Genomic DNA, 21713 nt, shown 5'->3' on the forward strand with positions numbered 1-21713 from the left:
CGACGGCGCGATTTATCCTGAATTCGGGGTAAGACCGGCGGCGTAACTTTGGTAAACTATGGAGGTATGACTGATAACGTGCTTTGGGGCGCTAACCAAAGTCACTGGAGTCGCCGAACCCTGTTTTAACCTTGAGAAGGCGGCGACTGCGACGCGAGAAAGGGTATAAACGATGAAATTAATGTTTGCTTCAGACATCCACGGATCCTTGGCCGCCACCGATCGGGTGCTGGATATTTTTGAGCAAAGCGACGCCGCGTGGTTGATCCTGCTGGGTGACTTTCTGAATCACGGTCCGCGAAATCCATTGCCTGAACGCTACCTGCCGGCGGATGTCGCCGCCCGGCTGAACGCCTATGCGCGGCGTATCATTGCGGTACGGGGAAACTGCGACAGCGAGGTGGATCAGATGCTGCTTGATTTCCCGGTGACGGCGCCTTGGCAACATGTGCTATTGCCGAAAAATCGCCTTTTCCTTACCCACGGTCATCTCTATCATCCCGACAATCTTCCGCCGTTAAATACCGATGACGTGCTGGTTTACGGCCATACGCATATTCCCGTGGCGGAGAAGCGGGGTGACCTATACTACTTTAATCCCGGCTCGGTGAGCCTACCCAAAGGCGGCTACCCCGCCAGCTACGGGATGCTGTCGCAGGGCGCCTTACAGGTTCTTCCGTTGCAAGGCGGGGAACCTATTGCACAAGTGACGATTAGCCACTAATTTAGCGGTTGTCTCCCGGCAACACACCATTATTCAACACCGACGCGCGCGGCAACGCGCCAATACTAAAGGGTTTCAGAGGATGGCGGAACAAAGTCAGTCAGCAGGCACCGAGTGGGTGGATATCGTCGATGAAAACAATCAGGTTATCGCCCAATCCAGTCGTCAGCAGATGCGTGCTCAGTGTCTGCGCCATCGGGCTACTTATATTGTCGTGCATGACGGCATGGGGAAAATCCTGGTTCAGCGCCGGACCGAAAGCAAAGATTTCTATCCGGGATGGCTGGACGCGACGGCCGGCGGCGTCGTGCAGAGCGGAGAGAATATGCTGGAGTCCGCCCGGCGCGAGGCGGAGGAAGAGCTTGGTATTGCCGGGGTGCCCTTTGCCGAACATGGTTTGTTTTACTACGAAGGGGAAAATTGCCGGGTGTGGGGGGGATTATTCAGCTGCGTCACGCACGGGCCGTTTGCGCTTCAGGAGACGGAAGTCGACGAGGTAAGCTGGCTGACGCCCGAAGAGATCACCGCTCGCTGCGACGAGTTTACGCCCGATTCGCTTAAAGCCCTGTCGCTGTGGCTGACGCGCTACAACGACAAACACTACGGCAAACCGCTCTCGCCTGAAAGCCGGGTAGATAGCCAGGGCAAACCCGAAGGCAGCGACGCCATTGAACTGGAAAAGTAACCGCGCCTTTTAATAACCTGAACGTCAGGCTTTCGCCTGCCGTTCAGGCAGTTGACAAAGTTCGTTATTAGGGAGAGCGTGGCGAGGGGCCGTAGTGGCGTAAGCCACCGGAGCGCCCTCGGTACGGTAGGTCCGGGTATCTCAGGATCACAGGCGAGGTTGCCGACCGCTGGGGTTAACGCACAATAATCCCCAGCAGGATCCCCAACGCGCCGAAGTCCGCGTCACTGAACGTGGTGTTGGCGAAACCGATTTCCCCCAGCACCGGCAGCAGAAACACCGGCAGAATGGTAATCAGCAGCCCTTGGGCAAAAGCGCCCAGAATCGCCCCGCGGCGTCCGCCGGTGGCGTTGCCGAATACGCCGGCGGCGGCGCCGACGAAGAAGTGCGGCACCACGCCGGGAATAATCACCGTCATGTCGAGCAGATACAGCGCGAACATGCCGAGAATACCGGCGGCGAAGCTGCTGAGAAAACCGACCAGCACCGCGTTTGGCGCATAGGGAAACACCACCGGGCAGTCAAGCGCCGGTTTGGCGTTGGGCACCAGCCGGTCGGAAATACCTTTAAAAGCCGGGACGATTTCGGCGATCACCATGCGTACGCCCTGTAAAATAATATACACGCCCGCGGCAAAGGTAATGGACTGGATAAGCGAGAACATCAGCCAGTGCTTGCCGCCGCTGATGCTCTTGACGAATTCCGGTCCGGCGAACAGGCAGGTAATGATAAAGATAATGCTCATGGTGAAGGCGATCGCCACCGGCGTATCCCGCAGGAACAGCAGACTCTTCGGTACGTTCATATCTTCGGTGGAATGCGCCTTGTTGCCGAACCGGCTGCCGATAAAGCCGGACAGCACGTAGGAGAGGGTTGAAAAATGGCCGATCGCCACCTCGTCCGAACCGGTGACTTTTTTCATATACGGGTGCACAATCGCCGGGAAGAACACCATCGCGGCGCCGACCACCACCGAACCGACGGCAATCAGCGTCACGCCGGATATTCCCGCGGTCGCCAGGATCACCGCCACCATCATCGACATAAACAGCGTGTGGTGTCCGGTCAGAAAGATAAACTTCCACGGCGTGAAACGGGCGATAAGGATATTAATCACCATGGCGAAGAACATGATCATCGCCATTTCCTTGCCAAAGCTTTTCTGCGCTACCGAGACAATCGCCTCATTGTTCGGCACCACGCCCTGAATACCGAACGCGTGCTGAAAGATATTGGCGAAATCCCCCAGCGATGCCACCACCAGCCCCGCGCCGGCGCCCAGAATAAGGAAACCCATCACCGTCTTGACCGTGCCTTTAATACATTCGGTAACGGGTTTTTTCTGGGCAATAAGACCAATTAAGGCGATCAGGCCGACCAGGATCGAAGGCTCGGACAGCACGTCGCTCATCAAAAAACGAAAGAAATCCATACTCACCTCCGGTTACAGGGCGCCCAGTTCGCTGAGCGCGACGGACAAACGTTCTTTCATGGCGTTTTTGTCGATCATATTGTCGAGCGAGACGATTTTCCCGCTAACGGACTGGGCGACCAGCTGTTCCGCGATATCTTTGGTGCCGACAAAGATGTCGCTTGGCGTGCCCTTGGCCGATCCCAGATCGACATGGTCGACCTCGGCGCTGACGCCCAGATCGCGGATGATGTTTTTGATGCTCATTTCCATCATCAGGCTGGTGCCTAAACCGTTACCGCAAACGACTGTGATTTTCATGTTAATAACTCCGGAACTGGTGATTAATAGGATGCAATAATCGCGAGGATCTGTTGCGGGGTGGTGGCTTGCATAATGGCGGCGGTGTCATCGCCGTTGTCGAATAGCGCCGCCAGTTGTGAAATCGCCTCAATATGGCTGTTGCCGTCGGGAGCGGCCAATACCACCAGCAGCCTGACCGGATCGTTGTCGCCGGCCGCAAAAGCCACGCCGCTGCGGATCACCGTCAGGCTCAGTGCCAGACGATTCGCCCCTTCTTCCGGGCGAGCGTGCGGCATGGCGATGCCGGGGCCAATGACGTAATACGGGCCAATCGCCTGGTGCGAGCGGTAAATGGCTTCCAGATAACGAGGCTCGATGGCGTGATTATCGATCAGCGGCTGACAGGCGGCGGCCACGGCGCCGCGCCAGTCATCTACACGGTCAATCAGTTGGATAACATCCGGCGTTAACAGATTTTTAACATTTACGTTTCTCTCTCTTTACGTTATATCGCAGAGCGTAGTGGCTTTATTGGCTGATTAATGTGATGGGGCTCCCACTTGGTAGCGCTAACTGATAGCGCTACCAAATTATGTGATAGCGCTATCAATAATGATGTGATGCTTTGAAGATACCGCCCCGCGGCGGTTACAATGGGGCTTCATATCATCCAACGGCTGCGGCGGGGCACGATGTCGGAAACAGGGAATAGCGGAATGGAAAAATCACGTAAACGCCGCACCACCGGGCGGGTTACCCTGCAGGATGTGGCGAACTACGCCGGCGTTGGCATGATGACCGTCTCGCGGGCGCTGAGAACGCCGGAACAGGTGTCGGATAAGCTGCGTGAGAAAATAGAGCAGGCCGTGGAGACGTTGGGGTACATTCCCAACCGCGCGGCGGGGGCGCTGGCTTCCGGGTACAGTAACACCATTGCGGTACTGCTCCCTTCGCTGGCCGACCAGGCCAGTTCGGCCTTTATGCAGTCGCTGCAACAGGTGCTTAAGCGCAACAATTACCAACTGCTGCTGGGCTGTCATGATTACAATCAGCAGCATGAGGCCAGCATTCTTGGCGCTCTGCTGCAAAATAATCCCGATGCGCTGGTGGTATTCGGATCGCAGCTTGCCGACGGCACCTGGCAGTCCGTTGAACGGGCGTCGGTACCCGCCTTGAATATTGCCGGAGACGGCAACCCGTATGCCAACCTGACCCTTACCGTCGATTTTCCCGCCGCCGCGCAAGAGCTTACCCGACATTTACTGGCGCGGGGTTGCAAGAATATCGGTTACGTTTGTGCGCATATGGATAATCGCCTGCAACGTCAGCAGTTGAACGGCTGGCACAAGGCCATGCTGCAAGGCTACCAGAATGCCGATCTGGTGGTCGCGACGCCGGATGCCTCCAGCATGCGGTTTGGCCGCTATGCCTTGGGCGAGCTGCTGCTCAGGCAGCCGGAGCTGGACGCGCTGGTCTGCAGCCATGAAAATATTGCCCTCGGGGTATTGTTCGAGTGTCAGCGCCGGTTGATCAAGGTGCCGGGAAATCTGGCGATAGCCTGCCTGGACGGCAGCGACAATTGCGATCAAACCCATCCGGCGTTGACGTCGGTGCGGGTGGATTATGAAAAAATGGGGCGGGAGACCGGCAAGCTGCTGACGGCAATGCTAAGCGAAAGCGTAGCGGAGCCGGTCAATCGTCCGTTCAGCTATCGATTTGAGCCCGGCGCCAGTAGTTGAGGCGTACCGGTCGGTCGCTAAGCGAAAAAAAACGCCAACCCGCGGGTTGGCGTTTAGCCTGTATCGGGCGGCAGAATTAAAGCTGGGTCGCCTGAATCGCCGTCAGGGCGACGGTGTAAACGATATCGTCCACCAGGGCGCCGCGCGACAGGTCGTTAACCGGTTTGCGCATACCTTGCAGCATCGGCCCGATGGAGATCAGGTCCGCCGAACGCTGCACCGCTTTGTAGGTGGTGTTGCCGGTGTTCAGATCCGGGAAGATAAACACCGTCGCTTTACCCGCCACCGGCGAGTTCGGCGCTTTGGAGAGCGCCACGTCGGCCATGATGGCCGCGTCGTACTGCAGCGGTCCGTCGATGATCAGATCGGGGCGTTTTTCCTGCGCCAGCTGGGTGGCTTCACGCACTTTTTCCACATCGCTGCCGGCGCCGGAGTTGCCGGTGGAGTAGGAGATCATCGCCACGCGCGGGTCGATGCCGAAAGCGGCGGCCGAGTCCGCGGACTGAATGGCGATTTCAGCCAGCTGCTCGGCGGTCGGATCCGGGTTGATGGCACAGTCGCCGTAAACCAGAACCTGCTCCGGCAGCAGCATAAAGAAGACGGAAGAGACCAGCGAACTGCCCGGCGCGGTTTTAATCAGCTGCAGCGGCGGGCGGATGGTATTGGCGGTGGTGTGTACCGCGCCGGAAACCAGGCCATCGACTTCGCCCTGTTCAAGCATCAGCGTGCCCAGCACCACGTTGTCTTCCAGCTGTTCACGGGCAACCACCTCGGTCATGCCTTTGCTCTTGCGCAGTTCAACCAGACGTGGAACATAACGCTCACGTACGGCAACCGGATCGACGATCTCAATGCCTTTGCCCAGCTCGACGCCCTGAGCGGCGGCGACGCGCTGGATCTCTTCCGGGTCGCCCAGCAGCACGCAGTGGGCGATGCCGCGTTCAGCGCAGATAGACGCCGCTTTAACGGTACGCGGCTCATCGCCTTCCGGCAGAACGATGCGCTTGCCTGCTTTGCGCGCCAGTTCGGTCAACTGATAGCGGAACGCCGGCGGGGAGAGGCGACGCGAACGCTCGGATGCGGCGCTCAGCGACTCAATCCACTGGGGATCGATATGGCGCGCCACGTACTCCTGCACTTTTTCCACGCGCTGGTGGTCGTCCGCCGGCACTTCAAGGTTGAAGCTTTGCAGGCTGAGAGAAGTCTGCCAGGTATTGGTCTTGACCATAAAGACGGGCAGGCCGGTCTGGAACGCGCGTTCGCACAGCTTGCTGATGCTGGGATCCATTTCATAGCCGCCGGTCAACAGCAGGGCGCCGATTTCGATACCGTTCATGGCCGCCAGGCAGGCTGCAACCAGTACGTCCGGGCGGTCGGCGGAGGTGACCAGCAACGAACCGGGGCGAAAATGCTCCAGCATGTGCGGAATGCTGCGCGCGCAGAAAGTAACGGATTTGATACGCCGCGTCTGGATGTCGCCTTCGTTGACGATGCGGGCATCCAGGTGCTTCACCATATCGATGGCGCGCGTGGCGATCAGATCGAAGTTCCACGGAATGCTGCCCAGCACCGGTAACGGGCTGTTGGCGAACAACTGCCTGGGATCGACATTCGCCACGTTGGCTTTGGTTGAATCATCAAAGATTTCAGACAGGTCGGGACGGGTACGGCCTTGCTCATCCACCGGCGCGTTCAGCTTGTTGATGATCACGCCGGTAATGTTTTTGTTCTTGCTACCGCCGAAGCTGGAGCGGGCCAGTTCGATACGCTCTTTCAACTGCGCCGGCGAGTCGTTGCCCAGCGCTATCACAAAGACGATTTCCGCATTCAGGGTCTTGGCGATTTCATAGTTCAGCGCATTGGCGAACTGATGTTTGCGGGTCGGGACCAGCCCTTCCACCAGAACCACTTCCGCATCTTGGGTATTTTCATGGTAGCGGGCAATGATTTCTTCCATCAGCACGTCTTGCTGATTGGAGCTTAGCAAGGCTTCAACGTGGCTCATTTGCAGCGGTTCGGCGGCATTGATGGATGAGTTGGCGCGGATGATGGTGGTGGTCTGGTCCGGTTTGTTATCGCCGGAACGGGGCTGGGCGATAGGCTTGAACACGCTCAGGTGTACGCCTTTTTGCTCCATGGCGCGAATGACACCAAGGCTGACGCTAGTCAAGCCGACGCTGGTGCCTGTAGGGATCAACATGATTGTACGGGACACGGCTGAACCTCTTTACGGTTGCTCGTTAGTCAAAAACAACTCCGTCAGCCTGAGCTGACGGAGTTGGGATTTATTTTTACGCTGTCAGACGGAGGGCGTCCTGGGCGATCACCAATTCTTCATTGGTGGGAATAACCAGCGCCGGGCGGCTGCCGTCTTTGGCTATGTTGCCGCCTTTGCCGAAGCGCGCGGCCAGATTACGCTCGTGATCGACAGCAAAGCCCAGCAGGCCCAGCTTGTTCAACGTCAGTTCACGTACCATCGCGGCGTTTTCACCGATGCCGCCGGTGAAAACCACCGCGTCCAGGCGGCCTTCCATCAGCGCGCTGTACGAACCGATGTATTTGGCCAGGCGGTGGCAGTATACGTCCATGGCGCGTTTGGCATCTTCTTTGGTGGTATAGTTATCTTCAACATAGCGGCAGTCGCTGGTGACTTCGGTCAGGCCCAACAGGCCGGACTCTTTGGTCAGCAATTTGTTGATTTGTTCTACGCTCATGCCCAGCGAATCATGCAGGTGGAAGACGATCGCCGGATCGATATCGCCGCTGCGGGTGCCCATCACCAGCCCTTCCAGCGGGGTCAGCCCCATGGAAGTATCAACGCACTTGCCGTTACGCACCGCGGCGACGGAACCGCCGTTACCCAGATGGCAGGTAATCACGTTCAGTTCGTCGACCGGTTTGTTCAGCGCTTCGGCCGCCTGTTGCGTGACGAAGAAATGGCTGGTGCCGTGCGCGCCGTAGCGGCGGATATGGTGATCCGTATACAGTTTGTACGGCAGGGCATAAAGATAGGACTCTTCCGGCATGGTCTGATGGAACGCGGTATCAAATACGGCCACGTTTTTATCAGCCAGCTTCGGGAAGGATTTCAACGCCTCGGCGATACCGATCAGGTGAGCCGGATTGTGCAGCGGCGCGAAAGGTACGGAATCCTTGATGCCCTGCAGGACATCGTCATTGATAACGGCCGACCGGGTGAATTTCTCACCGCCGTGCACGATACGATGACCGATGGCAACCAGTTGAGCAGACAGCTCTGGTTTCTGGGCCAGAATGGTATTAACGATGAAGTTCAGCGCCTCGCTGTGAGCTGCGCCAGCACCCAGTGCGGCTTCCTGTTTACCACCCTCGATTTTCCATTTGATACGGGCTTCGGGAAGGTGGAAGCACTCGGCCAGACCAGACAGGTATTCTTCCCCGTTAACAGCATCGATGATGGCGAACTTCAGGGATGAACTACCACAATTAAGAACCAGTACTAACTTACTCGACATGGAAGTACCTACTTGTTATATATGGTTAAAAAAATGCCAAACGCAGCTAGCGTATCGCATATCGCTGTTAGCATTTATGATTAACATCATACCTTGGTGTGAAACACCCGACATGACGATGAAAAAGTGCCGATGTTATCAAGTATTGTTATACCGAATGCACAGTATAATGACATGACACTGGCCTTATGAAGCCGCAGTTTAATAAGGCGATGGGTCATCGCCGATGGCTGTCGACAGCACTTGTTGCGCCATGGGGAATTATATCCCGTGCGAATAGTCTTACAGCGTGAGTATATGGCGGCTAAAAGGCGCGACTAGAATACCGATAGCGTCCGGCAAACACAAAATATATTTTAACCTTGTCAAAATGAGTTGTTGATTTGTGAGAAAGTTTTATTCTTTATCAGTAAAGTTGAGGGGTGACCATGGCAACGAAACCTAGCGGTCGAATCAGTTGGCTACAGTTACTCCAGCGCGGGCAACGCTATATGAAAACCTGGCCCGCGGATAAACGTCTGGCGCCGGTGTTTCCCGAAAACCGGGTGGCCCGCGCCACGCAGTTCGCGATTCGGCTTATGCCGCCGCTGGCGGTATTTACCCTGACCTGGCAGATTGCGCTTGGCGGGCAGTTGGGGCCGGCAATCGCCACCGCGCTCTTTGCCTGTAGCCTGCCGATGCAGGGGCTATGGTGGCTGGGGCGTCGTTCGGTTACTCCTTTACCCCCTACGTTATTGCAATGGTTTCATGATATCCGCCATAAGCTGCTTGAGTCCGGCCTGGCGCTGGCCCCGCTGGAGGAAACGCCGACCTATCAAGCGCTGGCCGAGGTGCTGAAACGTGCGTTTAAACAGCTCGACAAAACATTTCTCGACGATCTGTGATCTCCGTCAGATAGACGGCGGGCGGAAGGCTATTTTTGCCCTTGCTGCCGCGTTAAATCAAAAAACCGGGCGCTACGGCTACCGCGACACGATTCAGTATGCGATTCTGCTGGCAAGATAATAGCGATCGGCGCCATGCCGGAAATAGAGGTTCAGGAGAGCACGATGGAAATGACGAATGCCCAGAGATTGATCCTTTCAAATCAATATAAAATGATGACCATGCTCGATCCGGATAATGCAGAGCGCTACCGCCGGTTGCAAACCATCATCGAGCGCGGCTACGGTTTGCAAATGCGCGAGTTGGATCGCGATTTCGGCGATCTGAGCGAAGAGGTCTGTCGCACTATTATCAACATCATGGAAATGCATCACGCCCTGCAGGTCTCCTGGGGGAATCTGAAAGATAAGCAGGATCTGGACGAACGCCGCCTGGCCTTTCTGGGCTTTGACGCCGCCACCGAGGCGCGTTATCTCGGCTTTGTGCGTTTTATGGTGCACGTGGAAGGGCGCTATCCGCATTTCGATTCGGGAACGCATGGTTTTAACGCCCAGACAAAAATGTGGGATAAATATGGCAGAATGCTGGCTATCTGGCAGTCTTGTCCGCGTCAGTATCATTTGAGCGCGGTCGAAATCGCCCAGATTATCAACGCCTGATTAATTGCCAAGGAGCCCGCCGTGGAGTGTAAAGGTTTTCTGTTTGATCTGGATGGTACGCTAGTCGATTCATTGCCGGCCGTTGAGCGGGCCTGGGCTAACTGGGCGCAAGCGCACGGTATCGAACCGCAGGACGTTCTCGATTTCATTCATGGCAAACAGGCGATTACCTCTCTGCGCCACTTTCTCAAGGGGCAGACAGAAGAATCGATCCAGCTGGAGTTCGCCGCGCTGGAAAAAATAGAGGCGGCGGATACGCACGGCGTTGTCGCCATGCCGGGCGCGAAGGCGCTGCTGGAACGGCTGGATGGGCTGGGTATTCCCTGGGCGATCGTCACGTCCGGCACCGTGCCTATCGCCAGCGCCCGTCATCAGGCCGGCGGGTTGCCTGCGCCGCATGCCTTTATTACCGCGGAGCAGGTGGCGCAGGGCAAACCCCATCCCGACGCCTACTTGTTAGGCGCACGGCGGCTGGAATTGAAACCGCAGGATTGCGTCGTCGTCGAAGACGCCCCCGCCGGGGTTTTATCCGGTCTGGCTGCAGGCTGTCAGGTTATTGCGGTAAAGGCGCCGTCCGATACGCCGCAACTCGATCGGGTTGACCTGATCCTGGATTCGCTGGCGCAATTGCGCATTGAGCCGTCGTCTAACGGCGCCCGGATTATCCTCAATCGGTAGTTTCGTCTAACTTATTGATAAAAACTTACTAAATATGATCAAACCTCGTATCCGCGGGGTTTTTTTATGGCAGACTATCCCTGTCTGCCACCCTTCGGGCCGCAGCAGGGCAGCGTTAAAAAATGCTCCTGCATTTTTTTATGGCAGACTATCCCTGTCTGCCTCCTTCCCATCCTATTGGTTCGCAGCAGAATGCTTATCCATGAGTTTTTTTCCGTCAGGGGAACCGTTTTGAATAGCGAACTTCTCTGGGTCTTATCCTTGTTGCTGATCGCCATTGTGTTGTTTACCACCAATAAATTACGCATGGACGTGGTTGCGCTACTGGTCATTATCGCTTTTGTGCTGAGCGGGACATTGACGTTACCGGAGGCGCTGGTGGGTTTCAGCGATCCCAACGTTATTCTGATCGCCGCCCTGTTTGTTATTGGCGAAGGTCTGGTGCGTACCGGCGTGGCTTATCAGGTCGGCGACTGGCTGGTGCGGGTTGCCGGCAACAGCGAAATAAAAATGCTGGTGCTGTTGATGGTCGCCGTCGCGCTGCTGGGCGCATTTATGAGTTCAACCGGCGTGGTGGCCATCTTTATTCCGGTAGTGCTTAGCGTGTCCGCACGCATGAAAACATCGCCGGCGCGGCTGATGATGCCGCTCAGTTTTGCCGGGCTGATCAGCGGGATGATGACGCTGGTGGCCACGCCGCCCAATATGGTCGTCAGCAGCGAACTGGTGCGGGAAGGTATCGACGGGTTCGGTTTTTTCAGTATGACGCCGATTGGCATCGTGGTGCTGTTGATCGGCGTGGCGTATATGATGGTGGCTCGCTACTGGCTCAGCGACGCCCAAACCGCCGCGGCCAAAGAGGGGTGGAAAAGAAGAACTTTTCGCGATCTTATCCGCGATTACAAACTAACGGGCCGGGCGCGCCGTTTGGCCATCCGCCCCGGTTCTCCTTTTATCGGCCATCGGCTGGACGATCTGCGTCTGCGTCAGCGCTATGGGGCGAATATCGTTGGCATTGAACGCTGGCGCAAATTTCGCCGGGTGATGGTCAGCGTGGCGGGAAATACGGAGCTGCGGCTTAATGACGTTCTGCTGATCGATATGTCCGCCTCGGAAGTCGATTTACGCGAGTTCTGCACCTCGCAGCGTCTGGAGCCGATGGTACTGCGCGGCGAGTATTTCTCCGAGCAGGCGCGTGATGTGGGGATGGCCGAGGTCTCCTTGATCCCTGATTCCGAACTGTTGGGGAAAACCCTTTACGATGTCGGTTTTCGCAGTCGCTATGGTCTTAGCGTGGTGGGGATCCGGCGCAACGGTGAAGCAATGGAAGGGATTCTGGCTGACGAACAGCTGCAGTTGGGCGATATTTTGCTGGTTATCGGCGACTGGCGCATGATTCGGCAGTTGCACACGCAGAAAAACGACTTTCTGCTGCTTAGTCTGCCCGCGGAGGTGGATGACGTGGCCCCGGCGGTCAGTCAGGCCCCCCATGCGCTGTTCTGTCTGGCGCTGATGGTGGCGATGATGCTGACGGACGAAATTCCCAATGCGGTTGCGGCGCTGATTGCCTGCTTATTGATGGGAAAATTCCGCTGTATCGATATGGAAGCGGCCTACCGCTCCATTCACTGGCCGAGCATTATCCTGATTGTGGGGATGATGCCGTTCGCGCTGGCATTGCAGCAAACCGGCGGCGTAACGCTGATCGTTAATGGGCTTATGGATGTCGCCGGGGGATCCGGGCCTCATATCATGCTGGTGTGTCTATTTATTCTTTGCGCCGTTATCGGCCTGTTTATCTCCAATACCGCGACCGCGGTGCTGATGGCGCCAATTGCCATCGCCGCGGCGAAACAGATGGGGGTGTCGCCCTATCCTTTTGCCATGATCGTTGCGATTGCGGCTTCCGCCGCTTTTATGACGCCGATATCATCACCGGTGAATACGCTGGTGCTGGGACCGGGAGGATATAAGTTCGGCGACTTTGTGCGTATCGGCGTTCCATTCACCGTACTGGTGATGATCGTCAGCGTGATAATGGTTCCATGGATTTACCCTTTCTGACGCGTGCGGGGCGCTCGCGGCATAAGGAGGCGTTACAACGGGGAGTCCTGGCTGATCTCATCCAGCGATAAACTGAAGCTGGGGATGAATACGGTCATGAAATAATCCATCTCCGGGCTTTGGCGCTGCTGTAACGTTTTTTCCAACCGGGCCTTGGCCAGGGCAAATTCCGTGTTGCCCGCCGACAACTCCTCCAGACATTTCAGATAGGCACACAGCGCATCGGCCTGCTTGACGATCGCCCGCTCTTCTTCGCTCATCTGTTGTTCGTCCAGCAAAGAGTGGTAATCCTGCTGTAGTTCCGCCGGCAGCATATCGATCAGTTTCTGCCGGGCTATCTTTTCAATTTTCTTATATTCATGGGCGATCTGCGCATTGTAATACTTGATGGGGGTAGGCATATCTCCGGTCAGAACTTCGCTGGCGTCGTGGTACATCGCCAGCAGGGCGATACGCTCCGCATTAATGTTGCCATTGAACTTGCGGTTTTTTATCACCGCCAGCGCGTGGGCGACAAAGGAGACCTGAAGACTGTGCTCTGATACGTTTTCTGTGCGGACGTTACGCATCAGCGGCCAACGGCTAATGAGTTTCAGACGGGATAAATGGGCAAAAAAGTGACTCTGAATCATGACAATCTCTCGGACAGCGGCACGATGGAAATCTATTGTGGCACCTGGCGGGGATAATGCAAACATCACCCCGCTCCGGCGCGGGCGCTCAGACGGCACGCCCGGCGCCGGGAAACGGGCGTTGCGTTACTGGCGATAGTTCTCCAGGAAGCGGCCCAGCTTATGCACGGCCATATCCAGTTCGTCGATACGGGGCAGAGTCACGATGCGCACATGGTCCGGATAAGGCCAGTTGAACGCCGTTCCCTGAACCAGCAATACTTTTTCCTGCAAAAGAAGATCCAGCACCAGTTTCTGGTCGTCTTGAATGTTAAAGCGTTTGGCGTCGATACGCGGAAACATATAGAGCGCGCCGCGCGGTTTTACGCAGGATACGCCGGGGATCTGGTTAATCAGCTCCCAGGCGCGGTTACGCTGTTCGTATAATCGCCCTCCGGGCTGAATAAACTCGCTGATGCTTTGATAACCGCCAATGGCGGTCTGAATGGCGTGCTGCATGGGAACATTGGCGCACAAACGCATCGACGCCAGCATTTCCAATCCTTCGATGTAGCCTTTGGCGTGCTTTTTCGGCCCGTTCAGCACCATCCAGCCCTGGCGGAAGCCGGCGACGCGATAGGTCTTTGATAACCCGTTAAAGGTTAAGGTCAGCAGATCCGGCGCCAGTGCGGCAATCGAATGGTGCCGGGCATCGTCATAGAGGATTTTGTCGTAAATTTCGTCGGCGAAAATGATCAGGCCGTGTTCGCGGGCGATGGCCACGATTTCCAGCAGCAGTTCTTTGCTGTATACCGCGCCCGTCGGGTTGTTGGGATTAATAATCACAATTCCCCGGGTACGAGGCGTGATCTTGCTGCGGATATCGTCCAGATCCGGGAACCAGTCGGATTCTTCATCACATAAATAATGTACCGCGTTGCCATTGGACAGCGACACGGCCGCCGTCCACAGCGGGTAGTCCGGCGCCGGGACCAGCATCTCATCGCCGCTGTTGAGTAATGCCTGCATCGACTGCACAATCAGTTCGGAGACGCCGTTGCCGATATAAACGTCTTCGACGGTCATATCGCGCATATCTCTGGCCTGGTAGTGCTGTACGATGGCTTTACGCGCCGAATACAGGCCTTTGGAATCACAGTAGCCCTGCGCCGTCGGCAAATTACGGATAACGTCGACCAGAATTTCATCAGGGGCTTCAAAGCCGAAAGGGGCCGGATTGCCAATGTTCAGCTTAAGGACTTTATTGCCTTCTTCTTCCAGGCGCTTGGCTTCCTTCAGAACTGGACCACGGATGTCATAACAGACGTTCTCCAGTTTCTTTGATTTTTCAATCGGAGACATAAATATTACAAACCTTTTGCGGGAAAAGCGTATTCTCGGGTGGAATAGCATAACCTGCTTAATGTACTCCTCCCATAGTACCTTTTGAAGAATGATTATCGCTTTCTCTGCAAATTATTACCCTGATGCACTATGAGGGTTGTGTACTAGTCTGATAGTGCGATAGGGTGAGTGGCAGCAGGAACTTTCGCCACCGAATGGCTTTGCTATGAAAATACGCCTGCGGTTATTCAAAATAATGGAGATTATTTATTTTGCAGGCTGAAAAAAGAAAGGTAATTTTTATCGGATTAATCGTTTAACAATTAAGGAGGTGGATCCTTTAAAATAAGGATGACTCATCAATTGAAAAGGCGATTGTGGTAACGAAATATAAGTATTTTTTTGCCCTTATCGTGCGTCTGCGATAGTGTCTTTAAACTGTATGGGTTGTTACCAATACATGTAATAAAACACCAGGAATATTTTTGTTAAAAATTAAAATAGATAAGTGATGAATCGTATGACTAATGCAAATCGACCAGTACTTAATCTTGATCTTGACCTATTGAGAACGTTTGTCGCCGTTGCGGATTTGAACACTTTTGCCGCCGCGGCCGTTGCCGTACGCCGTACGCAATCGGCGGTCAGCCAACAAATGCAACGTTTAGAGCAACTCATCGGCAAAGAGCTGTTTGCCCGTCACGGGCGCAATAAACTGTTGACCGGACACGGTATCCAGTTTCTTGGATACGCCAGAAAAATATTACAACTCAACGATGAAGCATGTACTTCATTAATGTACAGCGATATTCAGGGCACCCTCAACATCGGCGCCTCCGATGATACCGCCTACACCATCCTTCCTTATATTTTACATCGGGTAACCTCTGTTTTTCCTAAATTATCCATAGCCGTCAGCGTGAAACGCAGCGCGGAAATGTTGGAAATGCTACATCAGGGAAAAATTGATCTGGTGATTACCACGATGAGCAGTATGGCATTTCCCCACATCTTATTACGAACGTCGCCAACGCTGTGGTATTGCGCCGCCGATTATGCGTTCAGACCGGAAGAGCCCGTCCCGCTGGTGGTAATGGATGACCCCAGCCCTTTCCGCACCCTGGCGTTGGAGTACCTGACCGCGGCAGGCGTCCCCTGGCGGATTTCTTACGTGGCATCAACGCTGTCGGCCGTCCGTGCCGCGGTTAAAGCCGGTCTGGGGGTAACCATCCGCTCGGTGGAGATGATGAGCCCTGAGCTAAGAGTGCTGGGCGAGGAGGACGGGTTGCCGAGGCTGCCGGAAACCCGTTATTTTCTGTGCAAAAATCCGCAGCATGAAAGTGATCTGGCAACGGCGATTTTTAATGTGATTGGGGCGGGCGCTAAATCCTATATGCCAGCGGCGGATGATGCTTTGCTCGGTAATGACATCAACATCCCGCCTGCGGCGCCTCTGCTGAAGGATGTAATATAGCGGCGTGAAAAGTCGGACATCGTTCGGGTCAAAGGATCCGACCTGAACGATGGCGGCTTATATTATCGCGTTGTACCCAGGTTAACGAATCTGTATTCGGGCCTTTTCTCCTCTCCCAGACGGGCGAAAAGTTGTTATCGCCGCTCCTCCTCGTATTTATGAAATCATGGTTCCTTTTTTTTAAACTGAAGGTGTAAAAAATCATCCCGAAACCGCTGTTGACCCGGCCAGTTTTTTTACTAACTAAATTGGGAAAAATGTGTGCCAGATCAAAAAATAACCCTAATAACACTATGGGAGAACAGGCATTTCTTTTGAAAATGGTATAGTGGCCGGGTAAACCTAAAGTTGCCTGCGATAGCAAGTTGTTAATGTGTAACTGCCACTGACTCGATTTAGCCTGAGAGGGGGGATGGATATGTTAACAAAACTGTATGCATGTAAACTAATATACTGCTATTTTTAGTAAGGTTGAAAAAAAGGTTATAAAATTAGGGGTTCAGCCAGAGGGAAGCCGCTTACCTGACACGTTTCCGTGCTTTTTGTATGGTTATTGACCTTTTCCTTTTAATCGATGTGGTGCATTAGCTGCCGAAAATGAAGAGCAGACGTTACCCGCCACTTTTGATGAGTAAGCAACGAGTATGTCAACAACTACTGAAGTCCTCGCCCATCATTGGGCATTCGCGCTATTCCTTATCATCGCCGTGGGCCTGTGCGGCTTCATGTTGACGGGGGGATTTTTGCTCGGCGGCAGAGCAAAGGCCAGAGCTAAAAATACACCTTATGAATCCGGGATTGATGCGGTAGGCTCCGCGCGTTTGCGCCTGTCCGCCAAGTTTTATCTGGTCGCCATGTTTTTTGTCATCTTCGATGTTGAAGCCTTATATCTATACGCTTGGGCCGTTTCCATCCGGGAAAGCGGCTGGGTTGGCTTTATCGAAGCAGCCATTTTCATTTTGGTGCTGCTGTCCGGTTTGATCTACCTGGCACGCATCGGGGCGCTGGACTGGATCCCCGAGCGTTCCAAGAGACGGGTCGTTAAATCAGACGCGGTAAGCTCCGCCAACAATCATCAGCAGTAACAGCGAGGCATTTAAGATGGACTATACGCTCACCCGCATAGAGCCGGACGGTGAGAATGACCGTTATCCCCTGCAACGGCAGGAGATCGTTTCCGACCCTCTGGAGCAGCATGTTCACCGCAGTGTCTATATGGGCAAGCTGGAGCATGCGCTTCACGATACGGTGAACTGGGGTCGCAAGAACTCCCTTTGGCCTTATAACTTCGGCCTTTCCTGTTGCTATGTGGAAATGACAACCTCTTTTACCGCGGTACACGACGTGGCCCGTTTCGGTTCCGAAGTTATCCGCGCCTCGCCGCGCCAGGCCGATTTCATGGTCGTCGCCGGGACGGTGTTCACTAAAATGGCGCCGGTCATCCAGCGTCTGTACGAACAAATGCTTGAGCCCAAATGGGTCATTTCCATGGGAGCCTGCGCCAACTCCGGCGGGATGTACGACATTTACTCCGTGGTGCAGGGCGTCGATAAATTCCTGCCCGTCGACGTGTACATCCCCGGCTGCCCGCCGCGCCCCGAAGCCTATATGCAAGCGCTGTTACTGTTACAAGAATCAATCGGCAAAGAGCGTCGCCCGCTGTCATGGACGGTAGGGGAGCAGGGCGTTTATCGCGCCAATATGCAGTCCGAACGCGAACGTAAACGCGGTGAGCGCATCGCGGTGACCAATCTGCGTTCCCCCGATGAGATTTGACCGGTAAATGATGAGTATCCCGATCGCGTAATATCACGATAACAGTGTGCGGACGGGATCAGATACAGAAAATGGCACATTTAATGTGGTGACATATTTATGACAGATTTAACGACGCACGATATCGCTCAGCCAGCCTGGCAAACCCGCGATCACCTTGATGATCCGGTGGTTAGCGAACTGTGCAACCGTTTTGGGCCGGAAGCATTTACCGTACAGGCGACGCGCACGGGCGTTCCCGTCGTATGGATTAAACGTGAGCAATTACTGGAAGTCGTTTCTTTCCTGAAAAAACAGCCGCAGCCTTATGTGATGCTGTTTGATTTGCACGGCATGGACGAACGTTTGCGCACCCATCGCGAGGGTTTGCCGGCCGCTGATTTCTCTGTTTTTTACCACCTGATTTCCATCGAGCGTAACCGCGACATCATGCTGAAGGTCGCGCTGGTCGAAAGTGACTTGCATCTGCCGACCATGACCAAACTGTTCCCCAACGCCAACTGGTATGAACGTGAAACCTGGGAAATGTTCGGGGTCACCTTTGACGGCCATCCCCATTTGACGCGCATCATGATGCCGCATTCCTGGGAAGGGCATCCGCTGCGCAAGGATTATCCGGCGCGCGCCACCGAGTTCGATCCTTTCGTGCTGACCAAGCAGAAAGAAGATCTGGAAATGGAGTCGCTGACTTTTAAACCCGAAGAGTGGGGCATGAAGCGCGGCACCGAAAACGAAGACTTCATGTTCCTCAACATGGGGCCGAACCACCCCTCGTCGCACGGCGCTTTCCGTCTTATTCTGCAACTGGACGGCGAAGAGATCATCGACTGTATTCCCGATGTCGGCTATCACCACCGCGGCGCGGAAAAAATGGGCGAGCGTCAGTCCTGGCACAGCTACATTCCTTATACCGACCGCATCGAATATCTGGGCGGCTGCGTCAACGAGATGCCCTATGTGCTGGCCGTTGAAAAACTGGCGGGCATCGAGGTGCCGGATCGGGTTAAAACCATTCGCGTCATGCTGTCCGAACTTTTCCGCATCAACAGCCACCTGCTATATATCGGTACTTATATTCAGGATGTCGGCGCCATGACGCCGATCTTTTTTCTGTTCACCGATCGCCAGAAAATTTACGATCTGGTGGAAGCCATCACCGGATTCCGTATGCACCCGGCGTGGTTCCGCATCGGCGGCGTGGCGCACGATCTGCCGCGCGGCTGGGAACGCCTGCTGCGCGAGTTCCTCGACTGGATGCCATCCCGTTTGGACACTTATGTCAAGGCCGCTTTGCAGAACACCATCCTGAAAGGCCGTACCCAGGGGGTAGCCGCCTACAACGCCAAAGAAGCGCTGGAGTGGGGCGTTACCGGCGCCGCTCTGCGGGCGACCGGCGTCAATTTTGACGTGCGCAAACAGCGTCCCTATTCCGGTTATGAAAACTTTGACTTTGAAGTGCCGGTGGGCAACGGCATCAGCGACTGCTATAGCCGGGTGATGCTGAAAGTTGAAGAGCTGCGCCAGAGCCTGCGTATTCTGGAACAGTGCCTGAACAACATGCCGGAAGGGCCGTTCAAGGCGGATCACCCGCTGACCACGCCGCCGCCGAAGGAACGCACGCTACAGCATATTGAAACCCTGATTAACCACTTCCTCCAGGTTTCCTGGGGGCCGGTCATGCCCGCCAATGAATCCTTCCAGATGATTGAGGCGACAAAAGGCATCAACAGTTATTACCTGACCAGTGACGGCGGCACCATGAGCTACCGTACTCGTATTCGCACGCCGAGCTATCCGCATCTGCAGCAGATTCCGTCAGTTATCCGCGGATGTCTGGTATCCGATCTGATCGTTTACCTCGGCAGTATTGATTTTGTCATGTCAGATGTGGACCGCTAATTATGCACGATCATAACAACACTCACGATCATATCGGCGTTCAGGGGCAACCCGCCGCCGTTTCACTGACGAAAGATACTGTTTTTGTGCTGAGCGACGCGGAGCGTGACGCCATCGAGCACGAAAAACATCACTATGAAGATGCGCGCGCCGCTTCGATCGAGGCGCTGAAAATCGTGCAAAAGCAGCGCGGCTGGGTGCCGGACGGCGCCATCAAGGCGATCGCCGACCTGCTGGGCATTCCGGACAGCGACGTAGAGGGCGTGGCGACATTTTACAGCCAGATTTTCCGCCAGCCGGTGGGGCGTCACATCGTGCGCTACTGCGATAGCGTGGTTTGCCATATCAACGGTTATGAAGGCGTTAAGGCGGCCCTGGAGCGCAAACTCAGCATCAAGCCGGGACAGACTACGTTCGACGGACGTTTCACCCTGTTGCCCACCTGCTGCCTGGGGAACTGTGACAAAGGTCCGTCAATGATGATTGACGATGATACCCACACCCACGTCAAGCCTGAAGATATCGAATCGTTATTGGAGCAGTATCAATGAGTAAAAACATTGTCCTGACTGCTGAGCAGCATCCTCTGACCTGGCGTCTACGCGATGACGAACAGCCGGTATGGCTGCAAGAGTATCGCGGCAAAAACGGCTATGCCGGCGCGAAAAAAGCGTTGAGCGCCATGGCCCAGGATGAGGTGGTTTCCGTGGTTAAAGACGCCGGTCTGAAAGGGCGCGGCGGCGCGGGCTTTTCCACCGGGCTGAAATGGAGCCTGATGCCGAAAGACGAAAGCATGAATATCCGCTATCTGTTGTGCAACGCGGATGAAATGGAGCCGGGTACCTACAAAGACCGCCTGCTGATGGAGCAGCTTCCGCATTTGCTGATAGAAGGGATGCTGATTAGCGCCTTTGCGCTGAAAGCCTACCGCGGCTACATCTTCCTGCGCGGCGAATATATTGAAGCGGCGGTGAATCTGCGCCGGGCCATTGAAGAGGCCAAAGACGCCGGTCTTTTGGGCAAAAATATCCTCGGCAGCGGGTTTGACTTCGAGCTGTTTGTGCATACCGGCGCCGGCCGCTATATCTGCGGCGAAGAAACGGCGCTGATCAACTCGCTGGAAGGCCGTCGCGCCAACCCGCGCTCGAAACCGCCTTTCCCGGCTTCCGCCGGCGCCTGGGGCAAACCGACCTGCGTCAATAACGTGGAAACGCTGTGTAACGTGCCGGCCATCATCGAACATGGCGCGGCCTGGTATCAGGGGTTGTCCGCGGGGAAAAGCAAAGATGCCGGCACTAAACTTATGGGTTTCTCCGGCCGGGTTAAAAATCCGGGCCTGTGGGAGCTGCCGTTCGGCACCACCGCGCGCGAGATCCTGGAGGATTACGCCGGCGGTATGCGCGACGGGCTGACGCTGAAAGCCTGGCAGCCCGGCGGCGCCGGTACCGACTTTCTGACGGTGGATCATCTCGATCTGCCGATGGATTTCGAACATATCGCCAAAGCGGGCAGCCGCCTGGGCACCGCGCTGGCGATGGCGGTCGATCATGAAATCAACATGGTTTCCCTGACCCGCAATCTGGAAGAGTTTTTCGCCCGTGAGTCTTGCGGCTGGTGTACCCCGTGCCGCGATGGTTTGCCCTGGAGCGTAAAACTGCTGCGCGCGCTGGAGCGCGGGGAAGGGCAACCGGGAGATATTGAAACGCTGGAGCAGCTTTGCCGCTTTCTGGGGCCGGGCAACACCTTCTGCGCCCACGCGCCGGGGGCCGTGGAACCGCTGCAAAGCGCCATCAAATATTTCCGCAATGAATTTGAGGCGGGTATTTCTCCACAATATCTGGGTAACACCAAAGCGATTGGCGGCATTCAACCCAACCTGTTGAAAGAACGCTGGTAACTAATCGCCTGATGAGCTTGAGATGCAGTAAATGTATCCGCCGGGCGGCGCAAACAAGCCGCCCTCATAA

20 protein-coding genes are annotated in these 21713 nt (G+C 55.3%); 13 read left to right on the forward strand and 7 right to left on the reverse strand.

Features of this window, described 5'->3' with window-relative positions; genetic code table 11:
- Positions 1–172: 172 nt before the first annotated feature.
- Together yfcE and yfcD are read left to right on the forward strand one after the other, a co-directional pair.
- Positions 173–724, forward strand: a complete 552-nt coding sequence (gene yfcE, locus EH206_RS06900) for a phosphodiesterase (RefSeq protein ID WP_009112066.1) — start codon at positions 173–175, stop codon at positions 722–724.
- Between the two features lie 82 nt (positions 725–806).
- Positions 807–1409 (forward strand): NUDIX hydrolase YfcD, encoded by a 603-nt coding sequence (yfcD, locus tag EH206_RS06905; RefSeq protein WP_009112067.1) that lies wholly within the window; start codon positions 807–809, stop codon positions 1407–1409.
- Between the two features lie 175 nt (positions 1410–1584).
- Here the strand turns inward: yfcD and EH206_RS06910 are convergent, their stop codons facing one another.
- Genes EH206_RS06910 through EH206_RS06920 form a run of 3 tightly spaced genes read right to left on the reverse strand, consistent with a single transcriptional unit; the run spans position 1585 to position 3596 of the window.
- Complete coding sequence (locus EH206_RS06910) at positions 1585–2841, reverse strand: PTS ascorbate transporter subunit IIC (RefSeq protein ID WP_009112068.1); 1257 nt, start codon at positions 2839–2841, stop codon at positions 1585–1587.
- Positions 2842–2853: 12 nt separating this feature from the next.
- On the reverse strand, positions 2854–3141 hold the full coding sequence (locus tag EH206_RS06915) for a PTS sugar transporter subunit IIB (protein ID WP_009112069.1): 288 nt from the start codon (positions 3139–3141) through the stop codon (positions 2854–2856).
- A 23-nt stretch (positions 3142–3164) separates the two neighbouring features.
- Positions 3165–3596 (reverse strand): PTS sugar transporter subunit IIA, encoded by a 432-nt coding sequence (locus EH206_RS06920; protein ID WP_040343004.1) that lies wholly within the window; start codon positions 3594–3596, stop codon positions 3165–3167.
- A 243-nt stretch (positions 3597–3839) separates the two neighbouring features.
- Here EH206_RS06920 and EH206_RS06925 point away from each other — a divergent pair, with 243 nt between their 5' ends.
- The gene (locus EH206_RS06925) at positions 3840–4862 is read left to right on the forward strand and encodes a LacI family DNA-binding transcriptional regulator (RefSeq protein ID WP_040343006.1); all 1023 of its coding nucleotides are present in this window, start codon (positions 3840–3842) and stop codon (positions 4860–4862) included.
- Between the two features lie 76 nt (positions 4863–4938).
- Here the strand turns inward: EH206_RS06925 and pta are convergent, their stop codons facing one another.
- Both pta and ackA read right to left on the reverse strand, forming a co-directional pair.
- Positions 4939–7077 (reverse strand): phosphate acetyltransferase, encoded by a 2139-nt coding sequence (gene pta / locus EH206_RS06930; protein ID WP_009112071.1) that lies wholly within the window; start codon positions 7075–7077, stop codon positions 4939–4941.
- A gap of 76 nt (positions 7078–7153) precedes the next feature.
- The gene (gene ackA / locus EH206_RS06935) at positions 7154–8356 is read right to left on the reverse strand and encodes an acetate kinase (protein WP_009112072.1); all 1203 of its coding nucleotides are present in this window, start codon (positions 8354–8356) and stop codon (positions 7154–7156) included.
- Positions 8357–8784: 428 nt separating this feature from the next.
- Between ackA and yfbV the strand changes: the two genes are divergently transcribed.
- From yfbV to EH206_RS06955, 4 genes are all read left to right on the forward strand, one after another.
- The gene (gene yfbV / locus EH206_RS06940) at positions 8785–9240 is read left to right on the forward strand and encodes a terminus macrodomain insulation protein YfbV (RefSeq protein ID WP_009112073.1); all 456 of its coding nucleotides are present in this window, start codon (positions 8785–8787) and stop codon (positions 9238–9240) included.
- A gap of 165 nt (positions 9241–9405) precedes the next feature.
- Complete coding sequence (locus tag EH206_RS06945; RefSeq protein WP_009112074.1) at positions 9406–9900, forward strand: YfbU family protein; 495 nt, start codon at positions 9406–9408, stop codon at positions 9898–9900.
- A gap of 21 nt (positions 9901–9921) precedes the next feature.
- Positions 9922–10578, forward strand: a complete 657-nt coding sequence (locus EH206_RS06950) for a sugar phosphatase (protein ID WP_009112075.1) — start codon at positions 9922–9924, stop codon at positions 10576–10578.
- 231 nt (positions 10579–10809) lie between these two features.
- Positions 10810–12642: an SLC13 family permease gene (locus tag EH206_RS06955; protein WP_040343725.1), complete on the forward strand. Its 1833-nt coding sequence runs from the start codon at positions 10810–10812 to the stop codon at positions 12640–12642.
- A gap of 32 nt (positions 12643–12674) precedes the next feature.
- Here the strand turns inward: EH206_RS06955 and yfbR are convergent, their stop codons facing one another.
- Together yfbR and EH206_RS06965 are read right to left on the reverse strand one after the other, a co-directional pair.
- Complete coding sequence (gene yfbR / locus EH206_RS06960; protein ID WP_009112077.1) at positions 12675–13274, reverse strand: 5'-deoxynucleotidase; 600 nt, start codon at positions 13272–13274, stop codon at positions 12675–12677.
- Positions 13275–13400: 126 nt separating this feature from the next.
- On the reverse strand, positions 13401–14615 hold the full coding sequence (locus tag EH206_RS06965) for a pyridoxal phosphate-dependent aminotransferase (RefSeq protein ID WP_009112078.1): 1215 nt from the start codon (positions 14613–14615) through the stop codon (positions 13401–13403).
- Between the two features lie 502 nt (positions 14616–15117).
- Here EH206_RS06965 and lrhA point away from each other — a divergent pair.
- The 6 genes from lrhA to nuoF all read left to right on the forward strand — a co-directional run bounded on the left by lrhA (position 15118) and on the right by nuoF (position 21643).
- Positions 15118–16071: a transcriptional regulator LrhA gene (lrhA, locus tag EH206_RS06970; protein ID WP_040343726.1), complete on the forward strand. Its 954-nt coding sequence runs from the start codon at positions 15118–15120 to the stop codon at positions 16069–16071.
- 644 nt (positions 16072–16715) lie between these two features.
- A complete protein-coding gene (locus tag EH206_RS06980) occupies positions 16716–17156 on the forward strand; it encodes an NADH-quinone oxidoreductase subunit A (protein WP_009112080.1) in 441 nt (146 codons plus the stop codon).
- Between the two features lie 16 nt (positions 17157–17172).
- On the forward strand, positions 17173–17847 hold the full coding sequence (locus tag EH206_RS06985) for a NuoB/complex I 20 kDa subunit family protein (RefSeq protein WP_009112081.1): 675 nt from the start codon (positions 17173–17175) through the stop codon (positions 17845–17847).
- A gap of 99 nt (positions 17848–17946) precedes the next feature.
- Positions 17947–19746, forward strand: a complete 1800-nt coding sequence (nuoC, locus tag EH206_RS06990; RefSeq protein ID WP_009112082.1) for an NADH-quinone oxidoreductase subunit C/D — start codon at positions 17947–17949, stop codon at positions 19744–19746.
- A gap of 2 nt (positions 19747–19748) precedes the next feature.
- Positions 19749–20297 (forward strand): NADH-quinone oxidoreductase subunit NuoE, encoded by a 549-nt coding sequence (gene nuoE, locus EH206_RS06995; RefSeq protein WP_009112083.1) that lies wholly within the window; start codon positions 19749–19751, stop codon positions 20295–20297.
- Positions 20294–21643: an NADH-quinone oxidoreductase subunit NuoF gene (gene nuoF, locus EH206_RS07000; protein ID WP_009112084.1), complete on the forward strand. Its 1350-nt coding sequence runs from the start codon at positions 20294–20296 to the stop codon at positions 21641–21643. Before nuoE ends, nuoF begins: the two co-directional genes overlap by 4 nt.
- The last annotated feature ends 70 nt before the right edge of the window (positions 21644–21713 follow it).

Origin of the sequence: Brenneria nigrifluens DSM 30175 = ATCC 13028 (assembly GCF_005484965.1) — a bacterium.
Lineage (GTDB): Bacteria > Pseudomonadota > Gammaproteobacteria > Enterobacterales > Enterobacteriaceae > Brenneria > Brenneria nigrifluens.